Below are 18260 nucleotides of genomic sequence, written 5' to 3' on the forward strand. Positions count from 1 at the left end.
AGGCGCCTGCCATGAGTAGCTCGAACATCCCAGCAGCCCCCGGCACCACTGCAGCCAACGTGGTCCACGAGGCCATCGACGAACGCCAGTACGTGCGCACCAAGCTCAATGCCCGGGTCAGGCTCAGCGCCCCCGGCCAGGCGCCCATCGACAGCACCCTGCAGGACATCTCCCTGGGCGGCCTGGGCCTGGTGCACAGCGCCCCGCTGAAGATCGGCAGCCTGTACAACGCCTCGATCCAGCTGCGCCTGAACCAGGTCGACCTGAACATCGACAGCCAGATCAAGATCGTCTCGCAGCGCGGCGCCGAAGTCGGCGCGCAGTTCGTCGACCTCGACGCCCAGAAGCGCGACATCCTGCGCTACATCATCAGCGCCTACCTGTCGGGCGAAATTGCCGACGTCAACGGCCTGTTCAACGTGATGCAGCGCGAGAACTACATCAAGGAGCGCAAGCACAAGTACGCCAGCGCACGCAATGCAGGCGATCGCCTGCGCGCCATCGGCGGCACCCTGCTGTTCACCGCCGCCGGCATCGCCGCGCTGAGCTTCGTGGCCTACAAGAGCTACCTGCTGTTCTTCCGCATTCCGGCCGTGCAGGCCCAGGTCAGTGCCGATGCGCAGATCATCAGCATGCCCGACAACGGCTACGTGAAGTTCCTGCTGCAGCCTGGGCAGAGCGAGGTCAAGGCCGGCGAGCCGCTGGCCAACATCTCCACCCAGCTGGCCACCAGTTTCACCAGCCCGGCCGACATGAAGGCGCTGGCCGACCTCGCGCCCGGCGACCTGCAGACCCTGCTGGGGCGCGCCACCATCGAGACCGTGATCAACAGCCCGTGCGACTGCCAGGTGTACTTCCCCAGCACGCCCATGAACGGCTACGGCTACAAGCAGGCGCCGCTGCTGCACCTGCTGCCCAAGGACCAGCCGCTGTACGTCAGCGCCAACGTGCCGTTCGACAAGCTGAGCGACATCAGCCGGGTCAGATCCGTGGACCTGCAGGTGTTCGGCCTGGACGAACGCTTCGGCGGCACCGTGGTGGACTCGCGGGTCGACGCACTGAACAAGAACCTCGCCCTGACCATCCGGCCGGACCGTCCGCTGCCACTGGCGGCCTACCAGAAACCGGTGGCGGTGGACCTGTACCTGGGCCTGCCGGCCTTGCCGTCGCTGTCGCGCTGAAGGGCCCCCAGATGAAACCGATGACGCCCGCCTGGCTGCTGTTCACTGCCCTCGCCTGCACCGGCCCTGCCCTTGCCGGGCAAAGCCTGGAGCAGATCCGCTACGCGCTGTACAAGGACCCGCAAGCCGATGTGAGCGCCGATTTGCGCGTGCTCGCCGAGCGCGGTGACCTGGCGTCCAAGCAGTTGCTGGGCGATGTGCTGGCCAGCAGCGACAGCGCCAACCGCCAGGAGGCGATCCGCCTGTACCAGGAAGCGTTTGCCGAGGGTCGCGGCCTGGTGCCGGCGCTGGCCTCGCTGGCCCGCCTGCTTGACCGCAGCCCCGGCCTGCGCCAGCAGCAGCGCGCCTGGGTGGCCCAGGCGCTGACCCGCTACCCGGCCACCCTGGACCCGCGCAACACCAATGCCACGCTGGAAGTGTTCCTGACCTACCCGGACCTGGTGCCCACCGCCGAGGCCGCGCAGCTGCTGGCGCTGTACGAGCAGTCCTGCCTGCTCGACTGCCACCCCGAGCTGTACCGCGCGGTGGTCGCCGAGCGCCAGGGCGACCGCGCCGCTGCCGAGCACTGGTACCAGCAGGCGGTACGCGTCGACCCGCGTGGCGTCGACCGCTACTACGCCTTCCTCGGCGAGCGCCAGGACACCGCGTTCCCCGCCTTCGCCCGCACCCTGGAGCCCCGGATGGCGCAGTTGCCGGTGGAGATCGTGCACCGTATCGGCTCGTTGCTCGACACCATCAGCACCGTGCAGCGTGCCGACCAGCAGGCCGAACAGGATGAGCAGCTGGGCAACGCCATGGGTGCCCCAAGGCCCGCGCCCACCCCCGAACAGCAGGCCCGTGCAAAGGCCCTGGCCGATGAATGGGCGGCCGCCATGGCCGAGGTCCAGCGCTGGTTCGACAACGCCGCGCAGCGCGGTTTCGTGCCGGCGCTAGTGTCCAAGGCCAACTTCATGATCTCCAACCCCACCGAGCACAACGCCGACCAGGTACAGGCGCTGATTGCCCAGGTGCAGGCCAAGGACCCGACCCGGGCCAAGGCGCTCAATGCCTCGCTGTACATGGTCACCAACTGGCTGACCCTGGACCCGCAAAAGGCCCAGGTGCTGATCGACGAACTGATCGCCAGCAACTTTCGCGACGCGCACCTGCTGCTGGCCGACCTGTACAGCAAGGGCGGCCTCGACCAGCCCGACCAGGAGCGTGCCCTGGCGATCTACCAGGAACAGGCCGAGCGCGGCGCCACTGCCGCCTGGTACCGCATGGCCACCATCTACGCGAGCGGCCGCGCCATCTGCCACGACCCGGTCAAGGCCTACACCTACGCGCGCCTTGCCCTGGACCTGGGCGAGCGCCGCGCCCGCGGGCTGCTCAAGCGCCTGGACAAAACCCTGAAAACGGCTGACATCGAGCGCGCCATGGCGGCACGCAATGACCTGCTCAAGGAGACCACCCTGTGAAAGCGCATCCGTCCCTGTTTGGCGCCCTGCTCATGCTCGCGCCGCTGTACACCGCGTTCGCCGCCGAAGAAATCACCGGCCCCGAGGCCGACAGCAGCGAGCCGGTGCGGGTAGACGCCGACGCCAGCACGCCGGTGATCACCTCCGAATTCTTCAACAAGCTCACCGTGCAGACCGGCTACGGCCCCGAAGACTCCCAGGTGGGGCGCAGCCGCGAGAGCTTCTACAGCCTGCGCTACGAACCCTCGTTCGCCTGGTACTCGCCGGAAAAACGCTGGGCCAAGTGGATGGTCTACGGTCGCCTGTGGCTCAACTACGACTCCAGCCAGACGGCCAACAGCCAGAACGAAAGCACCAACGCCTTCGACCGCGAGCAGCCCGAAGGCTGGTACGCCGAGCTGCGCGAGCTGTACGTCAAGCGCAACCTGCTGGGCGACGACCCACGCTTCTCGCTGTCGGCCGGACGCCAGCGCTTTGCCGACGACTACGGCATCTGGTGGGACGACAGCATCGAATCGCTGCGTTTCGATTACAAGGACACCTTCGCCAAGGGCTTCTTCGCCGTGGCGCAGAAGTTCTACAACTACAACAGCGACGTCAACCGCCTGGCCGACAGCGAAGAACGCACCACCTACCTGATGGGCGAGTACGCCTACCGCTGGAGCGAGAACAACTGGGCCGGCACGCGCGTGATGTACGAAGACGACCACAGCGGGCACGACCCGCGTGACCGCTACGACTTCACCGGCATGCGCTACGGGCTGTTCTTCAAGGCCGACAACCTGCAGGTCAGCCCGTTGTTCAGCGACTACCACCTGGAGCTGGCCGCACTCGACGGCAAGGTCGACAACACCGACGGCAACGGCCTGACCACCACCGGCCACAACGCCAGCGGCTGGGCGGCGCTGGGCGAGATCGGCAAACGCTTCGACGACCTGCCCTGGACCCCGCGCCTGGCCTTGCGCGGCGGGCTGACCGACAAGCCGAGCAACGAGAACGACGGCTTTCGTCTCAACACCATCCAGTCCGACCGCATCACCCGCCAGGGCTCCTACAGCACCCGCCTGGCCAGCTCGTTCGTCAGCCTCGACCTGCGCAACCTGAGCTACTACGGCTTTGCCGTGGAAACCCGGCCCACGCCGCGCAGCGCCCTGGATTTTCGCCTCACCGAACTCAAGCTGCGCGATGCCAGTGGCACCCTGCCGATCCGCGTCGACGGCGACCAGCGCAGCGCGCGCAACCAGGCCATCGCCCAGGGCAGCAACGGCAACGGCAAGCACGTGGGGCAGATGCTCGACCTCAACTACTACTGGAAGATGTTTCCGGTCGCCCTCGACGGCAAGCACCTGGACGTCAACACCCTGGTCAGCGCCAGCTACCTCAATGCCGGCAACGCGCTGGATACCGGTGACGACTACCAGCTGACGGTCGGCGTCGTGATCAGTTACTAAGGGCGGGCCCCGCGATGATTTTCGCCTCAAACGTGTTCCTGTTCCTCTACCTGCCGCTGTTCCTGGCGGTGTACTTCCTGGCGCGTGCGCCGTGGCGCTCCACGGTGATCGTCGCCGCCAGCTACATCTTCTATGCCTGGTGGCGCCCGGACTTCCTGCTGCTGTTCGTCGGCATCACCTACTGGAACTACTGGTTCGGCCTGCGCATCAAGGCGCGCCTGGACGCCGGCGACAAGCGCTGGGCGTTCCGCCTGCTGTGGATCGGCATCATCGGCAACCTGTCGACCCTGGGCTATTTCAAGTACGCCAACTTCGGCGCCGAGGTGCTGGGCGCACTGCTGGCGCCGCTGGGCATCAACACCTTCACCCTGGAGACGATCTTCCTGCCGCTGGGCATCTCGTTCTACGTGTTCCATGCCCTGAGCTATATCGTCGACATCTACCGCAAGGACGCCACGCCCACCAACAACTTCATCGACTTCGCCGCATTCGTCGCGCTGTTCCCGCACCTGGTGGCCGGCCCGATCCTGCGCTACAGCCAACTGGCCCCGCAGCTGCGCCAGCGTACCCACTCGCTGGAGATGTTCTCGCTGGGGGTTTGCCGGTTCATGCTCGGTTTCATCATGAAGGTGCTGATCGCCGACCAGCTGGCGCCGATCAACGTGCTGTTCATCAGCGAGGGCAGCCTGCAGCTGAGCGATGCCTGGTTCGGCCTGGTGGTGTCGACCCTGCAGCTGTACTTCGACTTCGCCGGCTACAGCCACATGGCCCTGGGCCTGGCGCTGATGATGGGCTTTCGCTTCCCGGAGAACTTCAACCAGCCCTACGTCTCGCAGAGCATCACCGAGTTCTGGAGCCGCTGGCACATGACCCTGGCGCACTTTCTGCGCGACTACGTGTACATGCCGCTGGTGCGCAAGCGCATCGCCGGGGCCATGCCGGCGCTGGTGTACACCATGCTGCTGTCGGGGCTGTGGCACGGCGCAAGCTTCGCCTTCATCTGCTGGGGGCTGTTCTTCGGCCTGGGCATGGTGATCGAGCGCAAGTTCAACCTGGCCACCAAGGTCACCACGCCCTACCGCCTGGGGCGCAACCTGCGCACCGGGTTGCTGATCATCCTGAGCATGCCGCTGTTCTTCACCAACGACCTGCGCCACAGCCTGGACATCTACCAGGCGCTGTTCGGCTTCAACGGCCTGGGCTCGCTGGAGCTCTACGTGCTGGGCGCCTCGAAGATGGCCATGTCGTTCGTGGCGGTGGCGCTGTGCTGGCTGATCCTGGCCGGCAGCAACAACGTGCGCTACTACGCCGGCAACAAGCAGCACTTCTTCATGGCCCATGTCGGCGGGCTCAAGGCCGTGCTGCTGTGGGCCGGCTTCGCGCTGGCGCTGAGCAGCCTGGCTGCGCACTCGTTCTCCCCCTTCCTCTACTTCCAGTTCTAGGAGACTGTCATGTACCCGGTGATGAACTCGGCAAGCAAGGTCAACGGCATTCTGTTCTGCCTGGTGCTGGCGGGGATGTTCGTCTACTCCCTGCCACCGGTTTTCAGTTTCGCGAAAAACCAGAGTGACGCCTGGAACCTGTTCGTCGACGGCAAGCTGCTGCGCAAGTTCGAGCAGGCCTACGACAAGCGCTTCTTCCTGCGTGAGCCCTCGGTGCAGCTGTGGGCCGACGCGCAGTACCTGCTGTTCAGGGAGGGCACCAAGGGCGTGGTACTGGGCAAGGACGGCTGGCTCTATACCTCCCAGGAATACCGTGTGCCCAATGACCTGGAGGCCAACCTGCAAGGCCAGCTGGCACAGATCGACGCCGTGCAGGCGCAACTGGCGCAGCACGGCAAGCGCCTGGTGCTGCTGCCGTTGCCGATGAAGCTGGACATCTATGCCGCGCATGCCGAGCACCCGTTCGATCCGCGCGCCATCAGCCTGTACGACCGCTTCGTGGCGCAGCTGCAGGCACGCAACGTCACGGTGACGCCGCTGCGCTCGGCGTTTCTGGACAACCTCGGCGGCCCGCCGCTGTTTCTCAAGTCCGACACCCACTGGAGCCCCGATGGCGCACGCCTGGCCGCCTTCGAACTGGCGCGCCAGCACCCGGAGCTGCTGGGCCAGGAGCGCTATGTGTCGCACCAGGTCGCGCAAAAGACCGTCAAGGGCGACCTGATGAACTACATCCAGTTCGACCAGAGCCGGCTGATGCCGGACTTTGGCGCCAACCAGATCGCCGTGTACGAAACCCTGAAGGCCGAACAGAGCAGCGATGAGCTGTTCGCCGACCAGGCCCAAAGCCTGCTGCTGGTAGGTACCAGCTACAGCAAGATCGACGACTGGAACTTCGTCGGTTTTCTCAAGGAAGCCCTCAACCGTGACCTGCTGAGCATTGCCGTGGAGGCCCGCGGGCCGTTCGAGGCAATGAACCAGTTTCTGGCCAGCGATGAGCTGGGCAACCCTGACATCGACACCGTGGTCTGGGAATTCCCGCTGCGCACCCTGCTGGCCCATCGGGTCAGCGGCCAGCGTCAGATGAACCAGACCCAACACTTCTAAGGAGATACACCATGACCCGTTCGCCACGCCAACTGCTCGCCGCCACCGCCCTGCTGCTGGTCAGCACCGCCAGCCTCGCCAACGACGGCAATGCCGACCTCTACGACGCCGTGGCCCCGGCCGACTCGGCCTTCGTGCGCGTGCTCAACCTGAGCGATCGCAGCATCGACGTGACCCTGAGCGGCAAGGTCAACCCACAGAAGGTCGCCCCCGGCCAGCTCAGCGGCTACCGCTTCACCCCTGCCGGCAGCCACAAGATCGCGGTCGACAAGCAGGCCATCGAGCCGCAGCTCAAGGCCAACGCCGCCAGCACCGTGGTGTATGACGGCAAGGGCCTGACCCTGATCGCCGACAAATACGTCAACGAACCGAAAAAGGCCCAGATCGCCTTCTACAACCTGACCCCCGCGCAGGCCGCCCTCAAGACCTCCGACGGCAAGACCTCGGTCATCGACCCGCTGGGCAAGGACCAGACCGGCAGCCGCCTGGTCAACGAAATCAAGATCGGCTTCGCCGCCTATGTCGATCAGCGCAACGTCGCCCAGTTCGACGACCTGTTCCTCAAGAAAGGCCGCTCGTACAGCTACGTGCTGCTGCCCGCCGCCAATGGCTACAAGAGCATCAGCGTGGCCAACAGCATCGACCCCACGCTGTAACCGCAGGCTGGCCTTGAACACAGGATGATGAACCGCGCATGAAGATCCTTACCTCCCTCGGCCTGATGGCCGTACTCGCTGCCGCCAGCCAGGCCGGCCAGGCCGCCGAGGCGCCCAGCCCCGGCTGCACCAGCCTTGAGTGCATGGTCTGCCCGGCCCTGAGCGATCCGCAGAAATACGCCGAAGGGCGGATGAAACTGATGCGCGAGATCGTCCCGGGCAAGGACCGCTGGCTGTTCCGTTCGGCCGTCGACCTGACCAACGACTTCGGCATCCCCGCACCCATGCGCCCGGAGTTCGCGCGCCTGATGGCCGCGTTCCGCCAGCAGGGTATCCACGTGGCCATGGCCGTGCAGCCCACCCGCGGGCTGATGCACCGCGACAAGCTCTACCCCGGGCAGTTGCACGGGTTCGACTTCGAGCGCGCCAGCAACAACCTGGCCAGCTACCTGCAGCAGTTGCGCAGCGGCGGCGCGGTGGTGCCCGACCTGATGCAACTGGTGCGCACCCCGCCGGCGGGCGAGTACTTCTTTCGCCGCGACCACCACTGGACCCCCAGCGGTGCCGAGGCCACCGCACGCCTGGTGGCCGATGAGGTGCGCCGCCAGCCGTTCTATGCCGACCTGACCAAGAAGCACTACCGCACCGAGCCCGGCGTGATGGTGCCAAAGGACGGCACCATGAACCTGGCGATGAGCAGCATCTGCGGCAACAACTACGGCTTCCAGTACGTGCGCGGCTACCAGACCATCCCGGTGGCCGACGATGCCGACGCACTGTTCGACGAAGCCCCCGACCCACAGGTGATCCTGGTGGGCGACAGTAACGCCGCAGCCCGTGAGGACGAGAGCAAGCAGTTCAACTTCGACGGCTACCTCAAGCAGTACCTGGATGTCGACATCCTCAACTACGCCCTGCCCGGCGTTGGCCAGGACGGCTCGCTGCTCGAATACCTGCTGTCCGAGAACTACAAGCCCGACGCACCGCCCAGACTGATCATCTGGGAGCTGCCGGCCAACTACCAGCTGGAGTCCGACCAGATGTACCGCCAGCTGATTCCGGCGGTCAAGGGCGGTTGCAGCACCTCTACACCGGTGCTGGGCAACCGCCTGCAGCGCCCGGCGCTGCGCGTCAACGACCGCATCGAACTGCTGAGCAACGCCGGCGAAAGCCGCAAGGCACTGGGCAGCGGCCAGGGCTTTCTGGACATCCGCATCAGCGACAAGAACGTCAAGGACTTCTACGTGATCGTGTATTACGACAACGGTGCCCGCGACAAGGTGTGGTTTCGCCGCGAGGCGGCCGTCAGCGGTGGCCAGTACTACCTGGAGCTGAGCAAGGCCAAGGAGTTCGCCGGGGCCAACCTGCTCTCGGTGTTCCTCGAACCGACCAAGCCGAGCCAGGCCGCCACCCAGGTGGAAACCCGTCTATGCCTCTGAAGCCCTGGCTGGTCGCCACCCTGGGCTTGTGCGCCGGGTTGCAGCTGGGCAGCAGCCTGGCCGCGCAATCGATCTGGCCGGCGCGGGCCACCGCCCAGTCGGCGATGATCGCCGACTACCGCACCCTGCAGTGCAGCAAACAGCCGCCGCCACCGTACACCGCCAGCCTGCGCATGCAGAGCAAGTACGACCAGCGCGATGCCAGCAAGTCGACCCTGCGCAGCCGCCCCGATGCCGACACCGAGGCGGCGAGCAAGCAGGTCAAGCAGTTCATCGCCGGGCTGATCTTCGCCAGCAAGCGCTTCCAGCGCGCCAAGACCCCGCAGCAGGCCAACATGGCCCTGGCCTGCCAGGACCAGTGGCTGGAGCACTGGGCGCAGGCCGGTGCCCTGCTCAACCCGGATGCCAGCAGCACCGGCATGGCGGCGCGCAAGTGGGCGGTGGCGGCCATGGCCTCGACGCTGCTGCTGACCCAGGCCGCCAGCAACGGCCAGGTGCAGCTGTCGCCGGCCCAGACGCGCTGGTTCGAACAGCTCGGCGAACTGATCATCCGCGAGTACCAGCCACGCCAGGCCGCCAGCTTCACCTGGTTCAACAACCACGACTACTGGGCCGCCTGGGCCGTGGCCGCCAGCGGCATGCTGGTGCAGCGCGACGACTTCATCCGCTGGGCCGACGGCAATCTGCGTCGCGGCCTGCAGCAGGCGGTGCGCAGCGGGGACGGCAGCTATGCCTACCTGCCACTGGAAGTGGCGCGGGCCCGGCTTGCCGCCACCTACAGCCAGTACGCGCTGGTGCCGCTGGTGCTGCTGGCCGAGTCGGCGCGGGCCAATGGCCTGCCCTGGAGCGAACACGACCAGCAGACCCTGGAGCTGCTGGGCAACTTCGCCGCACGCACGGTGCTCGACCCCGGCCCGCTGCCCGAACTGATGGGCCAGGCCCAGACCGAGGTAGCCCCCTACAAGCTGGCCTGGCTGATCCCGTTCCTGTACCGCGCGCCCAACAACCGCCTGGCCCGCCAGCTGTACGAAAGCGAGGACGGCAACGTCGACAACTACAGTCAGATCGGCGGCCCGCTCAAGCCCTTCTACCCCCCTTTGCCGTAACCCAAGGACGAATCGCCATGGCCCAGCCTGCCCGCATTTTCCGCTTTACCCGACTGGCCGGCCTGCTGCTGGCCGGCCTCGCCGGCGTGGCCCACGCCGCCCCCCAGGGCCTGCCGATGCAGCAGGCACTGCGCGTGGTCAGCCCCAACGACTACCAGGCGCAGGTGCAACAGGTGCAGGCCAGCACCCGCGAAGCAGTGAGCTTCACCCTGCAGGAACGCCCGCGCCCCGGCGGGCGTGCCACTGTCAGCCTGCAACCGATGTTCTCGGCCCAGGGCGGCAGCTGGCCGTTCGAGCCGTTCGTCAACAACGGCCTGTTCCGCGCCGTGGCCGGCTACCAGGCGCACCACCCGCAGGCGGTGCTGATCCAGGGTGGCAGCATCACCCTGGCGCAGTTGGCCGACACCCTGAACAACCCGCAGGTACTCAAGCGCTACAAGGACGGCTACCTGCTCAGCTACCCGCTGATGATCGCCGCCGATGGCGGGCTGGTGCTGGAGGGCACCAGCCTGTACCTCTACAGCTATTCGGGCACGGCCCTGATCAACCAGGGCTGGCTGGGCCTGAACCAGTCGCGCCTGGAAAGCGTGGCCGGCGACAAGGCCGGCAACACCGAGCGCGCCTGGCGCCCGTTCGTGGTGGCCTGGGCCGGCAGCCATACCCAGCTGATCGGCGCCACCCTCAACCGCCTGGGCTACAACGCCAACCTGTCGCGGGGCCTGACCACTGCCCTGAGCAGCCAGCAATCGCCGGCCACCCGGCCGGCCAGCGTGCTGATACGCGACAGCCAGTTCAGCGAGCTGTCGGCGGTGGAGCTGCAGCACAGCCGTGGGGTGATCGAGGGCAGCCGCTTCGAAAGTGCCCAGCAGTATGGCGTGGACGTGCGCGACAGCCAGATGCGCATGGCGCACAACCAGATTCGCGGGGTCGACAACAACAGCGGCATCCGCCTGCGCGGGCAGACCCGCGCCTGGCTCGACGACAACCTGATCCTGGGCACGCACAAGGCCGCCATCGAGGTCAGCGACCAGCAAGGCGCCCTGCTGCTGAGCGGCAACCGCATCGGCGCCAGCCGCGGCAACGGCGTGCTGCTGCGCAACCTCAAGGGCGAGATGCCGGTGCTGATCGAAGGCAACTTCATCGGCAACAGCCAGGGCAGCGCGGTGGACGCCAGCGACGTGGCTGGCGCGGTCATGCTGGAAAACCACATCGGCAACACCCCCGAGTACGCCATCAGCCTGCGCAACACCCAGCCACTGGCCGGGCCGCTGATTCTGGGCGGCAACACCCTGGGCCGGGTGGGCAAGGCGGTGGTTCGGGTGGAAGGCATGGACCAGGTGCTGCTGGGCAGCAACCGTTTCGAGGGCAAGCCATTGCTGCAGAACCTGCTGATCGGCGACCTGCTGCCGGTGCAGGGCCCGTTGCTCGACGCCACCGTGCGCCAGGGCTGCGTGGTGCAGGTACGCCGGGTGGCCGCCGGTACCCCGCAGCCGGGGCTGACCTGCGTGCAGAGTGCTAGCCGATAACCCGCTGCATGCGCACGAAGCATTCGTCCTCACCCTGCGCGACGAAGCCGTGGCGCAGGTACAGGGCCTGGGCCGGATTGCTCTTGAACACGGTCAGGCGCAGCAGCGGCAGATGGCGCCTGCCGGCCCATTCGGCCAGTTGCTCCAGCACCCAGCCGCCGATGCCCTTGCCGCGGGCGGCCTCGACCAGGTGCAGTTCGCGGATGTACAGCGCACGGCTGTCCTGGCTGAGGCTGCAGAAGCCCAGGGGCTGTTCGGCGTCGACAATCAGCCATTGCTCGCGCCAGCCCCAGGCCTGGTCGAAGGCTTCTTCCAGCCAGAGCAGATCGAATTCGCGGTAGTACGCCAGCATGGCGCGGCGCGTGAGGTCGCGGGCGAAGGTTCGGTGCAGGTCGGTGGCGGGGGTCAGGGTTGGGGTCATTTGGGTGCCCGTCAGGGGATTTTCGGCGCGGCCATCGCGGGTCAAGCCCGCTGCCACAGGTAAGGCGGGGGCCTTGTGGGAGCGGGCTTGACCCGCGATGGCCGTAACGCAGATTCAGAGAGTCACACTTTAGGCCCCAGCTCATCGGCATAGCAAACCGGCGAACTCCCGGGCCCCTGGCGATCCAGCTCATCCTCCAGCCACTGGGCCAGCACCCGCGCATTGTTGTGCTGTTCATCCTTGAACGCATACACCAGGGTCAGGGTGCCGCCACGGGCCTTGTCCAGCAGCCCCCACCAATGCTGCGGCCGGTCGGCCAGCTCCTGGCGATACCGCTGGCAGAACCCGTCGTAGTCCACCTCACCGCGGTGAAAGGCCTGGCGCAAGGCCGACGACGGCGCCACCTCCGGTAGCCAGGCACTCAGGTGCAACTGATCCTTGCGCCGGTTGCGCGGCCACATCCGATCCACCAGCACCCGCTCGCCATCCTGCGGCGCAGGCGCCTCATAGGCCCGTTTGCACTGAATCATCGGCACGTTCCTCCCACTGCCTGGGTACAAGCGTAGCTGGGCAACCCGCGTTTTTGTTGATCGAAGTCACTATGCCATCACTCAGGGTTTTTATCCTTGATGCGCCAGGCACGACTTCCACCCTACCGGACCCGTCTAATGACAACCCCGATCAGCACCACCCTTGACTCCGCGGGTGGCCGCCCCTCCCTTGCACAACTGGCCACCCGCCCCGGCCGCGCCTCCGTCACCCTGTTCGTCTGCCTGTTGCTGGGGGGCCTGGTGTACACCGCCTGGAGCCTGTTCCGCGACATCGATGCCGCCGGTACCGTGGTCACCACCTGGACGCCCTTTCTGCTACTGGGCCTGGCACTGCTGATTGCCCTGGGTTTCGAATTCGTCAACGGTTTCCACGACACCGCCAACGCCGTGGCCACCGTGATCTACACCAACTCGCTGCCGGCGCAGTTCGCCGTGGTGTGGTCGGGGTGCTGGAATTTCATCGGGGTGCTGCTGTCCAGCGGCGCGGTGGCCTTCGGCATCATTGCCCTGCTGCCGGTGGAGCTGATTCTGCAGGTGGGTTCGGCCACCGGCTTTGCCATGGTCTTCGCCCTGCTGCTGGCCGCGATCATCTGGAACCTGGGCACCTGGTGGCTGGGGCTGCCGGCCTCCTCCTCGCACACCCTGATCGGCTCGATCATCGGCGTGGGCGTGGCCAATGCGCTGATGAACGGACGCGACGGCACCAGCGGCGTGGACTGGACCCAGGCCAGCAAGGTGGGCTACGCGCTGCTGTTCTCGCCCCTGGTGGGCTTTGCCTGTGCGGCGCTGCTGCTGGTGGGCCTGCGCATGCTGGTCAAGCGCCGCGAGCTGTACCAGGCGCCGGTCGGCGACGCCCCGCCGCCCTGGTGGATTCGCGGCCTGCTGATCGCCACCTGCACCGGGGTGTCGTTCGCCCACGGCTCCAACGACGGGCAGAAGGGCATGGGCCTGATCATGCTGATTCTGGTGGGTACCCTGCCGATGGCCTACGCGCTTAACCGCACCATGCCGGCCGACCAGTCGCTGCAGTTTGCCGCCGTGGCCCAGGCCACCCAGCAGCAGTTGCTCGGCCAGTCGGCGCAGCCTCATGTCGGCGACCCGCGCGCCACCCTCACCCTGTACCTGCGCGAGCGGCAACCGAGCGCCGAGCTGGTACCGGCCCTGGCGGCACTGGCCGGCCTGATCGGCGCGGAAGTCGCAGGCTACGGCTCGCTGACCCACGTACCGGCCGAGGCCATGGCCAACGTGCGCAACGACATGTACCTGACCAGCGAAGCCATCCGCCTGATGCAAAAGCACCAGCACGGCGGGCTCGACGCGGCCGCCACCGCGCAGGTGCAGTTGTTCAAGAGCCGCATCGACGACGCCACCCGGTTCATTCCGTTGTGGGTCAAGGTGGCGGTGGCGATTGCCCTGGGGCTGGGCACGATGGTCGGCTGGCGGCGCATCGTGGTCACGGTGGGCGAAAAGATCGGCAAGACCCACCTCACCTACGCCCAGGGGGCTTCGGCGGAGCTGGTGGCGATGTGCACCATCGGTGCGGCGGACATGTACGGGCTGCCGGTGTCGACCACCCACGTGCTGTCGTCCGGGGTGGCCGGCACCATGGTGGCCAACGGTTCGGGCCTGCAATTGCGCACCATCGCCAACCTGGCGATGGCCTGGGTACTGACCCTGCCCGCAGCGATCATGCTGTCGGGCGGGCTGTACTGGCTGCTGACCCGGCTGCTGTAGGCCTCAGCGCTGGCCGACGGCAGCATTGCCGTGGGAGATGATCACTTCGACGCGGCGGTTGAGCTGACGCGACTGCGCGTCGGCGTTGGAGGCCACCGGGTACTCCTTGCCATAGCCGGCACTGATGATCCGCCCGGCGTCCACCCCGTTGCGGCGCAGGGCGTTGGTCACAGCCGCTGCGCGACGCTCTGACAGCTGCTGGTTGAGGCTGTCGCTGCCGGTCGAGTCGGTGAAGCCCTCGACCCGCACCTTGCGCTCCGGGTTGGCACGCAGGTACTCGGCCAACTGGTCGATGTTGCGCTGGCTGCCAGCCTTGAGTTCGGCACGCCCGGTGTCGAACAGTACATCGCCGAAGGTCACCACGGTGCCACGCTCGGTCTGCTTGGCCTTGAGCTGCTGCAGGGCCTTGAGCTGCGCGGTACGCACGTCCAGGCGGGCCTGGGTGCGCTGCGCCTCGATGCCCTGCAGGCCGGCTTCGGCCTGGCGCAGGGCAATGGTCTGCTCGGCGACGGCGATCTTCTGGTTGGCCAGGTAAGCCAGCTGCTCGATCTGCGGGGCCTTGCGGTCCTTGATCGAAGCCAGCTCGGCCTTGCCCAGGGCATTGAACGCATCCTTGGTTTCCAGTGCCGCCAGGCGGCTGGACTCCGGCTTGCTCTGCAGCACGCTGAAGTGCTCGCGGGCTTGCAGCAGGCCAGGGTTTTCGGCGGTAGTGCTGCAACCGGCGAGCAACAGGCCCATCACGGAAACGGCAGGCAACAGGTATTTGACGGACATGACGGGCATCCTTACGGCGTGATCGTGGGGGTGATGGCGTCGGGCGACTGGAGCATTTCCTGCTTCAGCACTTCAATGCCCTGCTGCGCGCTGCGCAGTTGCTGCTGGGCCTTGGCGGCACGCGCCTTGCGCTCGGCCAGGTTGGCATCGGCCTCGGCCTGCTCGGCCAGGGTGCGGGCCGCGACAAGGTTCCGTTCGCCCAGGGCGCGTTCGACGGCGTACAGCTTGTCCTGGGCGGCCTTCATTTCGGCTGGCGCGTACTGGGTGGCGTCGGCGGTCACGGCGCGGCTGACCGCGTTGCGGGTCAGTTCGACCTGCTCGGTGGGCACGGGCACGCCGGCACAACCGGCCAGCACCATCAGCAGGCTGCTGGCGGCCAGGTAGTTCGTGGTGCGTTTAGCAACCATTGAAAGACTCCATAACATGAGAAAGACAGACCGTTGTTCAAGCCGCGTAAGGCTATTCCCGGTCATGCCCCGCCCCTATCAGGGGGCATCCTGCTGTCAGGTAGGAAACTTCTCCGGCATTGCCACGATTCGTGCCTGCCCTTCGTCAGTGCGCAGTGAACCTGACGAGCAAAAAATGGTCTGTGGGTTTCATTTTTTCCGTTTTCAAGAAGATCACCATGCCCCCATCTTTTCAGCTTCGCGCACGGCGCTCTCTTATCCCCGGCCTGCTCGGCAGCCTGGTCATCCTGTGTGGCCCGGCCCACGCCGAGGAAGGCAGCGGCAATGAACGCTGGGTCAGCGACAGCCTCAGCACCTACGTGCGCAGCGGCCCTACCGACGGGCACCGGATCGTCGGCAACCTCAAATCCGGCCAGAAGGTCACCCTGCTGACCAGCCAGGGCAACTACAGCCAGGTACGTGGCGAGTCGGGCGATACCGTGTGGATCAACAGCAGCGACCTGCAGACGGTGCCCGGCCAGGCCGAGCGCGTGCCGCAACTGAGCGAACAGGTGAGCCAGTTGAGCGAGCAGCTCAAGACCATCGACGACAGCTGGAAGACCCGGGTGCAGGGCATGCAGGAGACACTGGATTCACGCAAGGCGCTGATCGACGAACTGGAGGCGCGCAGCACCGCGCTCAATGCCGAGCTGGGCGATGCGCAATCGCAACTGCGCGCTACCCAGGCGCAGCTGGGCGACGAGAACAAGCAGGTGCTGATGCGCTACATGGTGTACGGCGGCGGCATTGCCGGGGCCGGCTTGCTGGCGGGGCTGATCCTGCCGATGCTCAGCCGCGGGCGCAAGCGCAGCGACCGCTGGTTCTGAGGCCCCGGCCTTCGCCCGCAGGGTGCAGGCGCCAGCCTTGCTGGCGAAGGCCGCCCCACTACTGCCCCGCCCTTCCCCCAGCCAGCGCATAGGGCCCCTGCGCCAGTTGCTCACGCAGAAACGCCACGCAACTGCGCACCTTGGCCGAACTTGACGAGCGCACCGCCGTCACCGCCCAGATGTCCGCCGGCTGGTGATACCCCGGCAGCACCTGCACCAGCGCCCCGCTGGTCAGGCTGGCCGCCACGTCCCAGCGCGATGCCATGATGATGCCGTGCCCGTCATGGGCCCACTGGCGCACGATGTCGCTGTGGTTGGAGGCCATCGGCCCGGTCACCTTCACCGTCTCGGCGCCATTGGGCCCCACCAGGCGCCATACCCCGAAACGGTCGTCGCGGCTGCGAAACAGCAGGCAGTCATGCTGCGCCAGGTCGGCCGGCACCCGCGGCTGGCCGCGCCGCGCCAGGTAGTCCGGGGCGGCCGCCAGCACCCGCGAGCTGCTGGCGATGCGGTGCGCGATCAGGTGTTTTTCCTGCACCTCGCCCACCCGCACATCGATATCGAAGTTGTCGGCAATCAGGTCCACGCGCCGGTCCAGCAGCTCCACCCACACCTCCAGCGCCGGGTACTGGCGCCGCAGCAGCGACAGGATCGGCGCCACGTGCTCGCGCCCCAGGCGCAGGCTGGTGCACACGCGCAAGGTGCCTTGCGGCTCGCGCTGCCCGCCGGACAACGCATCGAACATCGCGCCCACGTCCTCGAGGATCTTCTGCGCCCACACGAACGTCGCCTCGCCATCGCTGGTGATGTTGACCCGCCGCGTGGTGCGGTTGAACAGCTTGACCCCGAGCATCGTCTCCAGGGTGGCGATGCGCTTGCTCACATGCGCCGGCGACAGCCCGGTCTCGGTGGCTGCCGCGATGAAGCTGGAGCGCCGCGCCACCTCGCAGAACAACTGAAGGTCACGCAGCAACGGCTCATTATTCGCTATCAGCGCATTCTGATTCTTCATCTGGCCCGATTATCTCCTGGCGCTTTTTTATTAGCCTCTCACAAACGCGCTTCGACCCAGAACAAGAAAGTGAGAACCATGACTGCATTACGCCTTGCCGTGGCCGGGGCCGGCCTGATCGGCCGCCGCCATATCGAACTGATCCAGGCCAGCGCCGAGTGCCAGCTGGCCGCCATCGTCGACCCCTCGCCCGCCGCCGCCGAACTGGCCAACGCCTGCGGCGTACCGTTGTACCCGGGGCTGGCCGAACTGTTCGGCGCGCAGCGCCCGGACGGGGTGATCCTGGCCACGCCCAACCACCTGCATGTCGACGGCGCACTGGCCTGCGTGGAGCACGGCATACCGGCACTGATCGAAAAGCCAGTGGCGCATACCCTGGAAGACGGCAAGCGCCTGCTGGCCATCGCCGAGCAGCGTGATGCACGCCTGCTGGTGGGCCACCACCGCGCCCACAGTGCGATCCTGCACAAGGCCCGCGAAGTGATTGCCGAAGGGGTACTGGGCAACCTGGTGGCGGTGATGGGCAGCGCGCTGTTCTACAAGCCCGACGACTACTTCGACGCCGCCCCCTGGCGCCGCGAAGCCGGCGGTGGCCCGGTGCTGATCAACCTGATCCACGAGATCGGCAACCTGCGTTCGCTGTGCGGCGAGATCGTCGCGGTGCAGGCCCAGGCGTCCAACGCCACCCGCGGCTTTGCCGTGGAAGACAGCATCGCCATCAGCCTGCGCTTTGCCAGCGGCGCGCTGGGCACCTTCATGCTCTCCGACACCGCCGCCTGCGCGCGCAGCTGGGAGCAGACCGCCCGCGAGAACCTCGACTACCCAAGCTACGCCGACGAGGACTGCTACGTACTGGCCGGCACCCAGGGCTCGCTGTCGATACCGACCATGCGCCTCAAGTACTACGCCCGCGACGAGCAGCGCTCGTGGTGGCGGCCGTTCCAGTGCGCCACCGCCAGCCTCGACGAGGCCGACCCGCTGGCCCGCCAGCTGGCGCACTTCTGCCAGGTGATCCGTGGCCAGGCCCGGCCGCTGGTGAGCGTGCGCGACGGCCTGCACAACCTGCAGGTCATCGACGCCATTGGCCAAGCCGCCCGCTGCGGCCACACGGTAATGATCGACAGCCTCTGAAC

17 protein-coding genes are annotated in these 18260 nt (G+C 66.8%); 12 read left to right on the forward strand and 5 right to left on the reverse strand.

The genetic code is table 11. The features are described from left to right. Positions 1-11: 11 nt before the first annotated feature. From DN388_RS12605 to DN388_RS12645, 9 genes are read left to right on the forward strand one after another with little or no spacing between them, the layout of a single operon-like run. Positions 12-1181, forward strand: a complete 1170-nt coding sequence (locus DN388_RS12605) for a PilZ domain-containing protein (protein ID WP_043860263.1) — start codon at positions 12-14, stop codon at positions 1179-1181. An 11-nt stretch (positions 1182-1192) separates the two neighbouring features. Next, positions 1193-2638 carry a sel1 repeat family protein gene (locus DN388_RS12610; protein ID WP_052504205.1) on the forward strand — a complete coding sequence of 482 codons (1446 nt, stop codon included), beginning with the start codon at positions 1193-1195 and terminating at the stop codon, positions 2636-2638. Next, a complete protein-coding gene (locus DN388_RS12615; protein WP_043860261.1) occupies positions 2635-4089 on the forward strand; it encodes an alginate biosynthesis protein AlgE in 1455 nt (484 codons plus the stop codon). The genes DN388_RS12610 and DN388_RS12615 overlap by 4 nt, the downstream gene beginning before the upstream one ends. 14 nt (positions 4090-4103) lie before the next feature. Continuing rightward, entirely contained in the window at positions 4104-5531 is a 1428-nt protein-coding gene (locus DN388_RS12620) for an MBOAT family protein (RefSeq protein WP_043860260.1), read from the forward strand. Positions 5532-5540: 9 nt separating this feature from the next. Then, entirely contained in the window at positions 5541-6635 is a 1095-nt protein-coding gene (locus DN388_RS12625) for an alginate O-acetyltransferase (protein ID WP_043860259.1), read from the forward strand. Between the two features lie 11 nt (positions 6636-6646). After that, positions 6647-7291 (forward strand): alginate O-acetyltransferase AlgF, encoded by a 645-nt coding sequence (locus DN388_RS12630; RefSeq protein ID WP_043860258.1) that lies wholly within the window; start codon positions 6647-6649, stop codon positions 7289-7291. A gap of 38 nt (positions 7292-7329) precedes the next feature. After that, entirely contained in the window at positions 7330-8730 is a 1401-nt protein-coding gene (locus DN388_RS12635; RefSeq protein WP_043860257.1) for an alginate biosynthesis protein AlgX, read from the forward strand. Beyond that, a complete protein-coding gene (locus DN388_RS12640) occupies positions 8721-9836 on the forward strand; it encodes a polysaccharide lyase (RefSeq protein WP_043860256.1) in 1116 nt (371 codons plus the stop codon). The genes DN388_RS12635 and DN388_RS12640 overlap by 10 nt, the downstream gene beginning before the upstream one ends. A gap of 17 nt (positions 9837-9853) precedes the next feature. Continuing rightward, positions 9854-11362: a right-handed parallel beta-helix repeat-containing protein gene (locus DN388_RS12645; protein ID WP_255000040.1), complete on the forward strand. Its 1509-nt coding sequence runs from the start codon at positions 9854-9856 to the stop codon at positions 11360-11362. Here DN388_RS12645 and DN388_RS12650 read toward each other — a convergent pair. Beyond that, complete coding sequence (locus DN388_RS12650) at positions 11352-11783, reverse strand: GNAT family N-acetyltransferase (RefSeq protein ID WP_043860275.1); 432 nt, start codon at positions 11781-11783, stop codon at positions 11352-11354. The genes DN388_RS12645 and DN388_RS12650 overlap by 11 nt on opposite strands. A gap of 122 nt (positions 11784-11905) precedes the next feature. After that, entirely contained in the window at positions 11906-12313 is a 408-nt protein-coding gene (locus DN388_RS12655; protein ID WP_054916493.1) for a DUF488 domain-containing protein, read from the reverse strand. A gap of 138 nt (positions 12314-12451) precedes the next feature. Here DN388_RS12655 and DN388_RS12660 point away from each other — a divergent pair, with 138 nt between their 5' ends. Beyond that, the gene (locus tag DN388_RS12660; protein WP_078481067.1) at positions 12452-14068 is read left to right on the forward strand and encodes an inorganic phosphate transporter; all 1617 of its coding nucleotides are present in this window, start codon (positions 12452-12454) and stop codon (positions 14066-14068) included. A 3-nt stretch (positions 14069-14071) separates the two neighbouring features. Here the strand turns inward: DN388_RS12660 and DN388_RS12665 are convergent, their stop codons facing one another. Continuing rightward, the gene (locus tag DN388_RS12665; RefSeq protein WP_043861092.1) at positions 14072-14842 is read right to left on the reverse strand and encodes an OmpA family protein; all 771 of its coding nucleotides are present in this window, start codon (positions 14840-14842) and stop codon (positions 14072-14074) included. Positions 14843-14853: 11 nt separating this feature from the next. Further along, entirely contained in the window at positions 14854-15249 is a 396-nt protein-coding gene (locus tag DN388_RS12670) for a DUF4398 domain-containing protein (protein WP_052504235.1), read from the reverse strand. A gap of 218 nt (positions 15250-15467) precedes the next feature. Here DN388_RS12670 and DN388_RS12675 point away from each other — a divergent pair, with 218 nt between their 5' ends. Continuing rightward, positions 15468-16115, forward strand: a complete 648-nt coding sequence (locus tag DN388_RS12675; protein ID WP_054916521.1) for a TIGR04211 family SH3 domain-containing protein — start codon at positions 15468-15470, stop codon at positions 16113-16115. A gap of 58 nt (positions 16116-16173) precedes the next feature. Here DN388_RS12675 and DN388_RS12680 read toward each other — a convergent pair whose 3' ends face one another. Further along, positions 16174-17127 carry a LysR family transcriptional regulator gene (locus DN388_RS12680; RefSeq protein WP_043861094.1) on the reverse strand — a complete coding sequence of 318 codons (954 nt, stop codon included), beginning with the start codon at positions 17125-17127 and terminating at the stop codon, positions 16174-16176. Positions 17128-17205: 78 nt separating this feature from the next. On the opposite strand from DN388_RS12680, the gene DN388_RS12685 reads away from it, so the two are divergent. Then, positions 17206-18258, forward strand: coding sequence for a Gfo/Idh/MocA family protein (locus tag DN388_RS12685; RefSeq protein WP_255000048.1), 1053 nt, complete (start codon positions 17206-17208; stop codon positions 18256-18258). The last annotated feature ends 2 nt before the right edge of the window (positions 18259-18260 follow it).

The sequence above is a fragment of the Pseudomonas sp. S12(2018) genome, assembly GCF_024355235.1.
Taxonomy (GTDB): domain Bacteria; phylum Pseudomonadota; class Gammaproteobacteria; order Pseudomonadales; family Pseudomonadaceae; genus Aquipseudomonas; species Aquipseudomonas palmensis.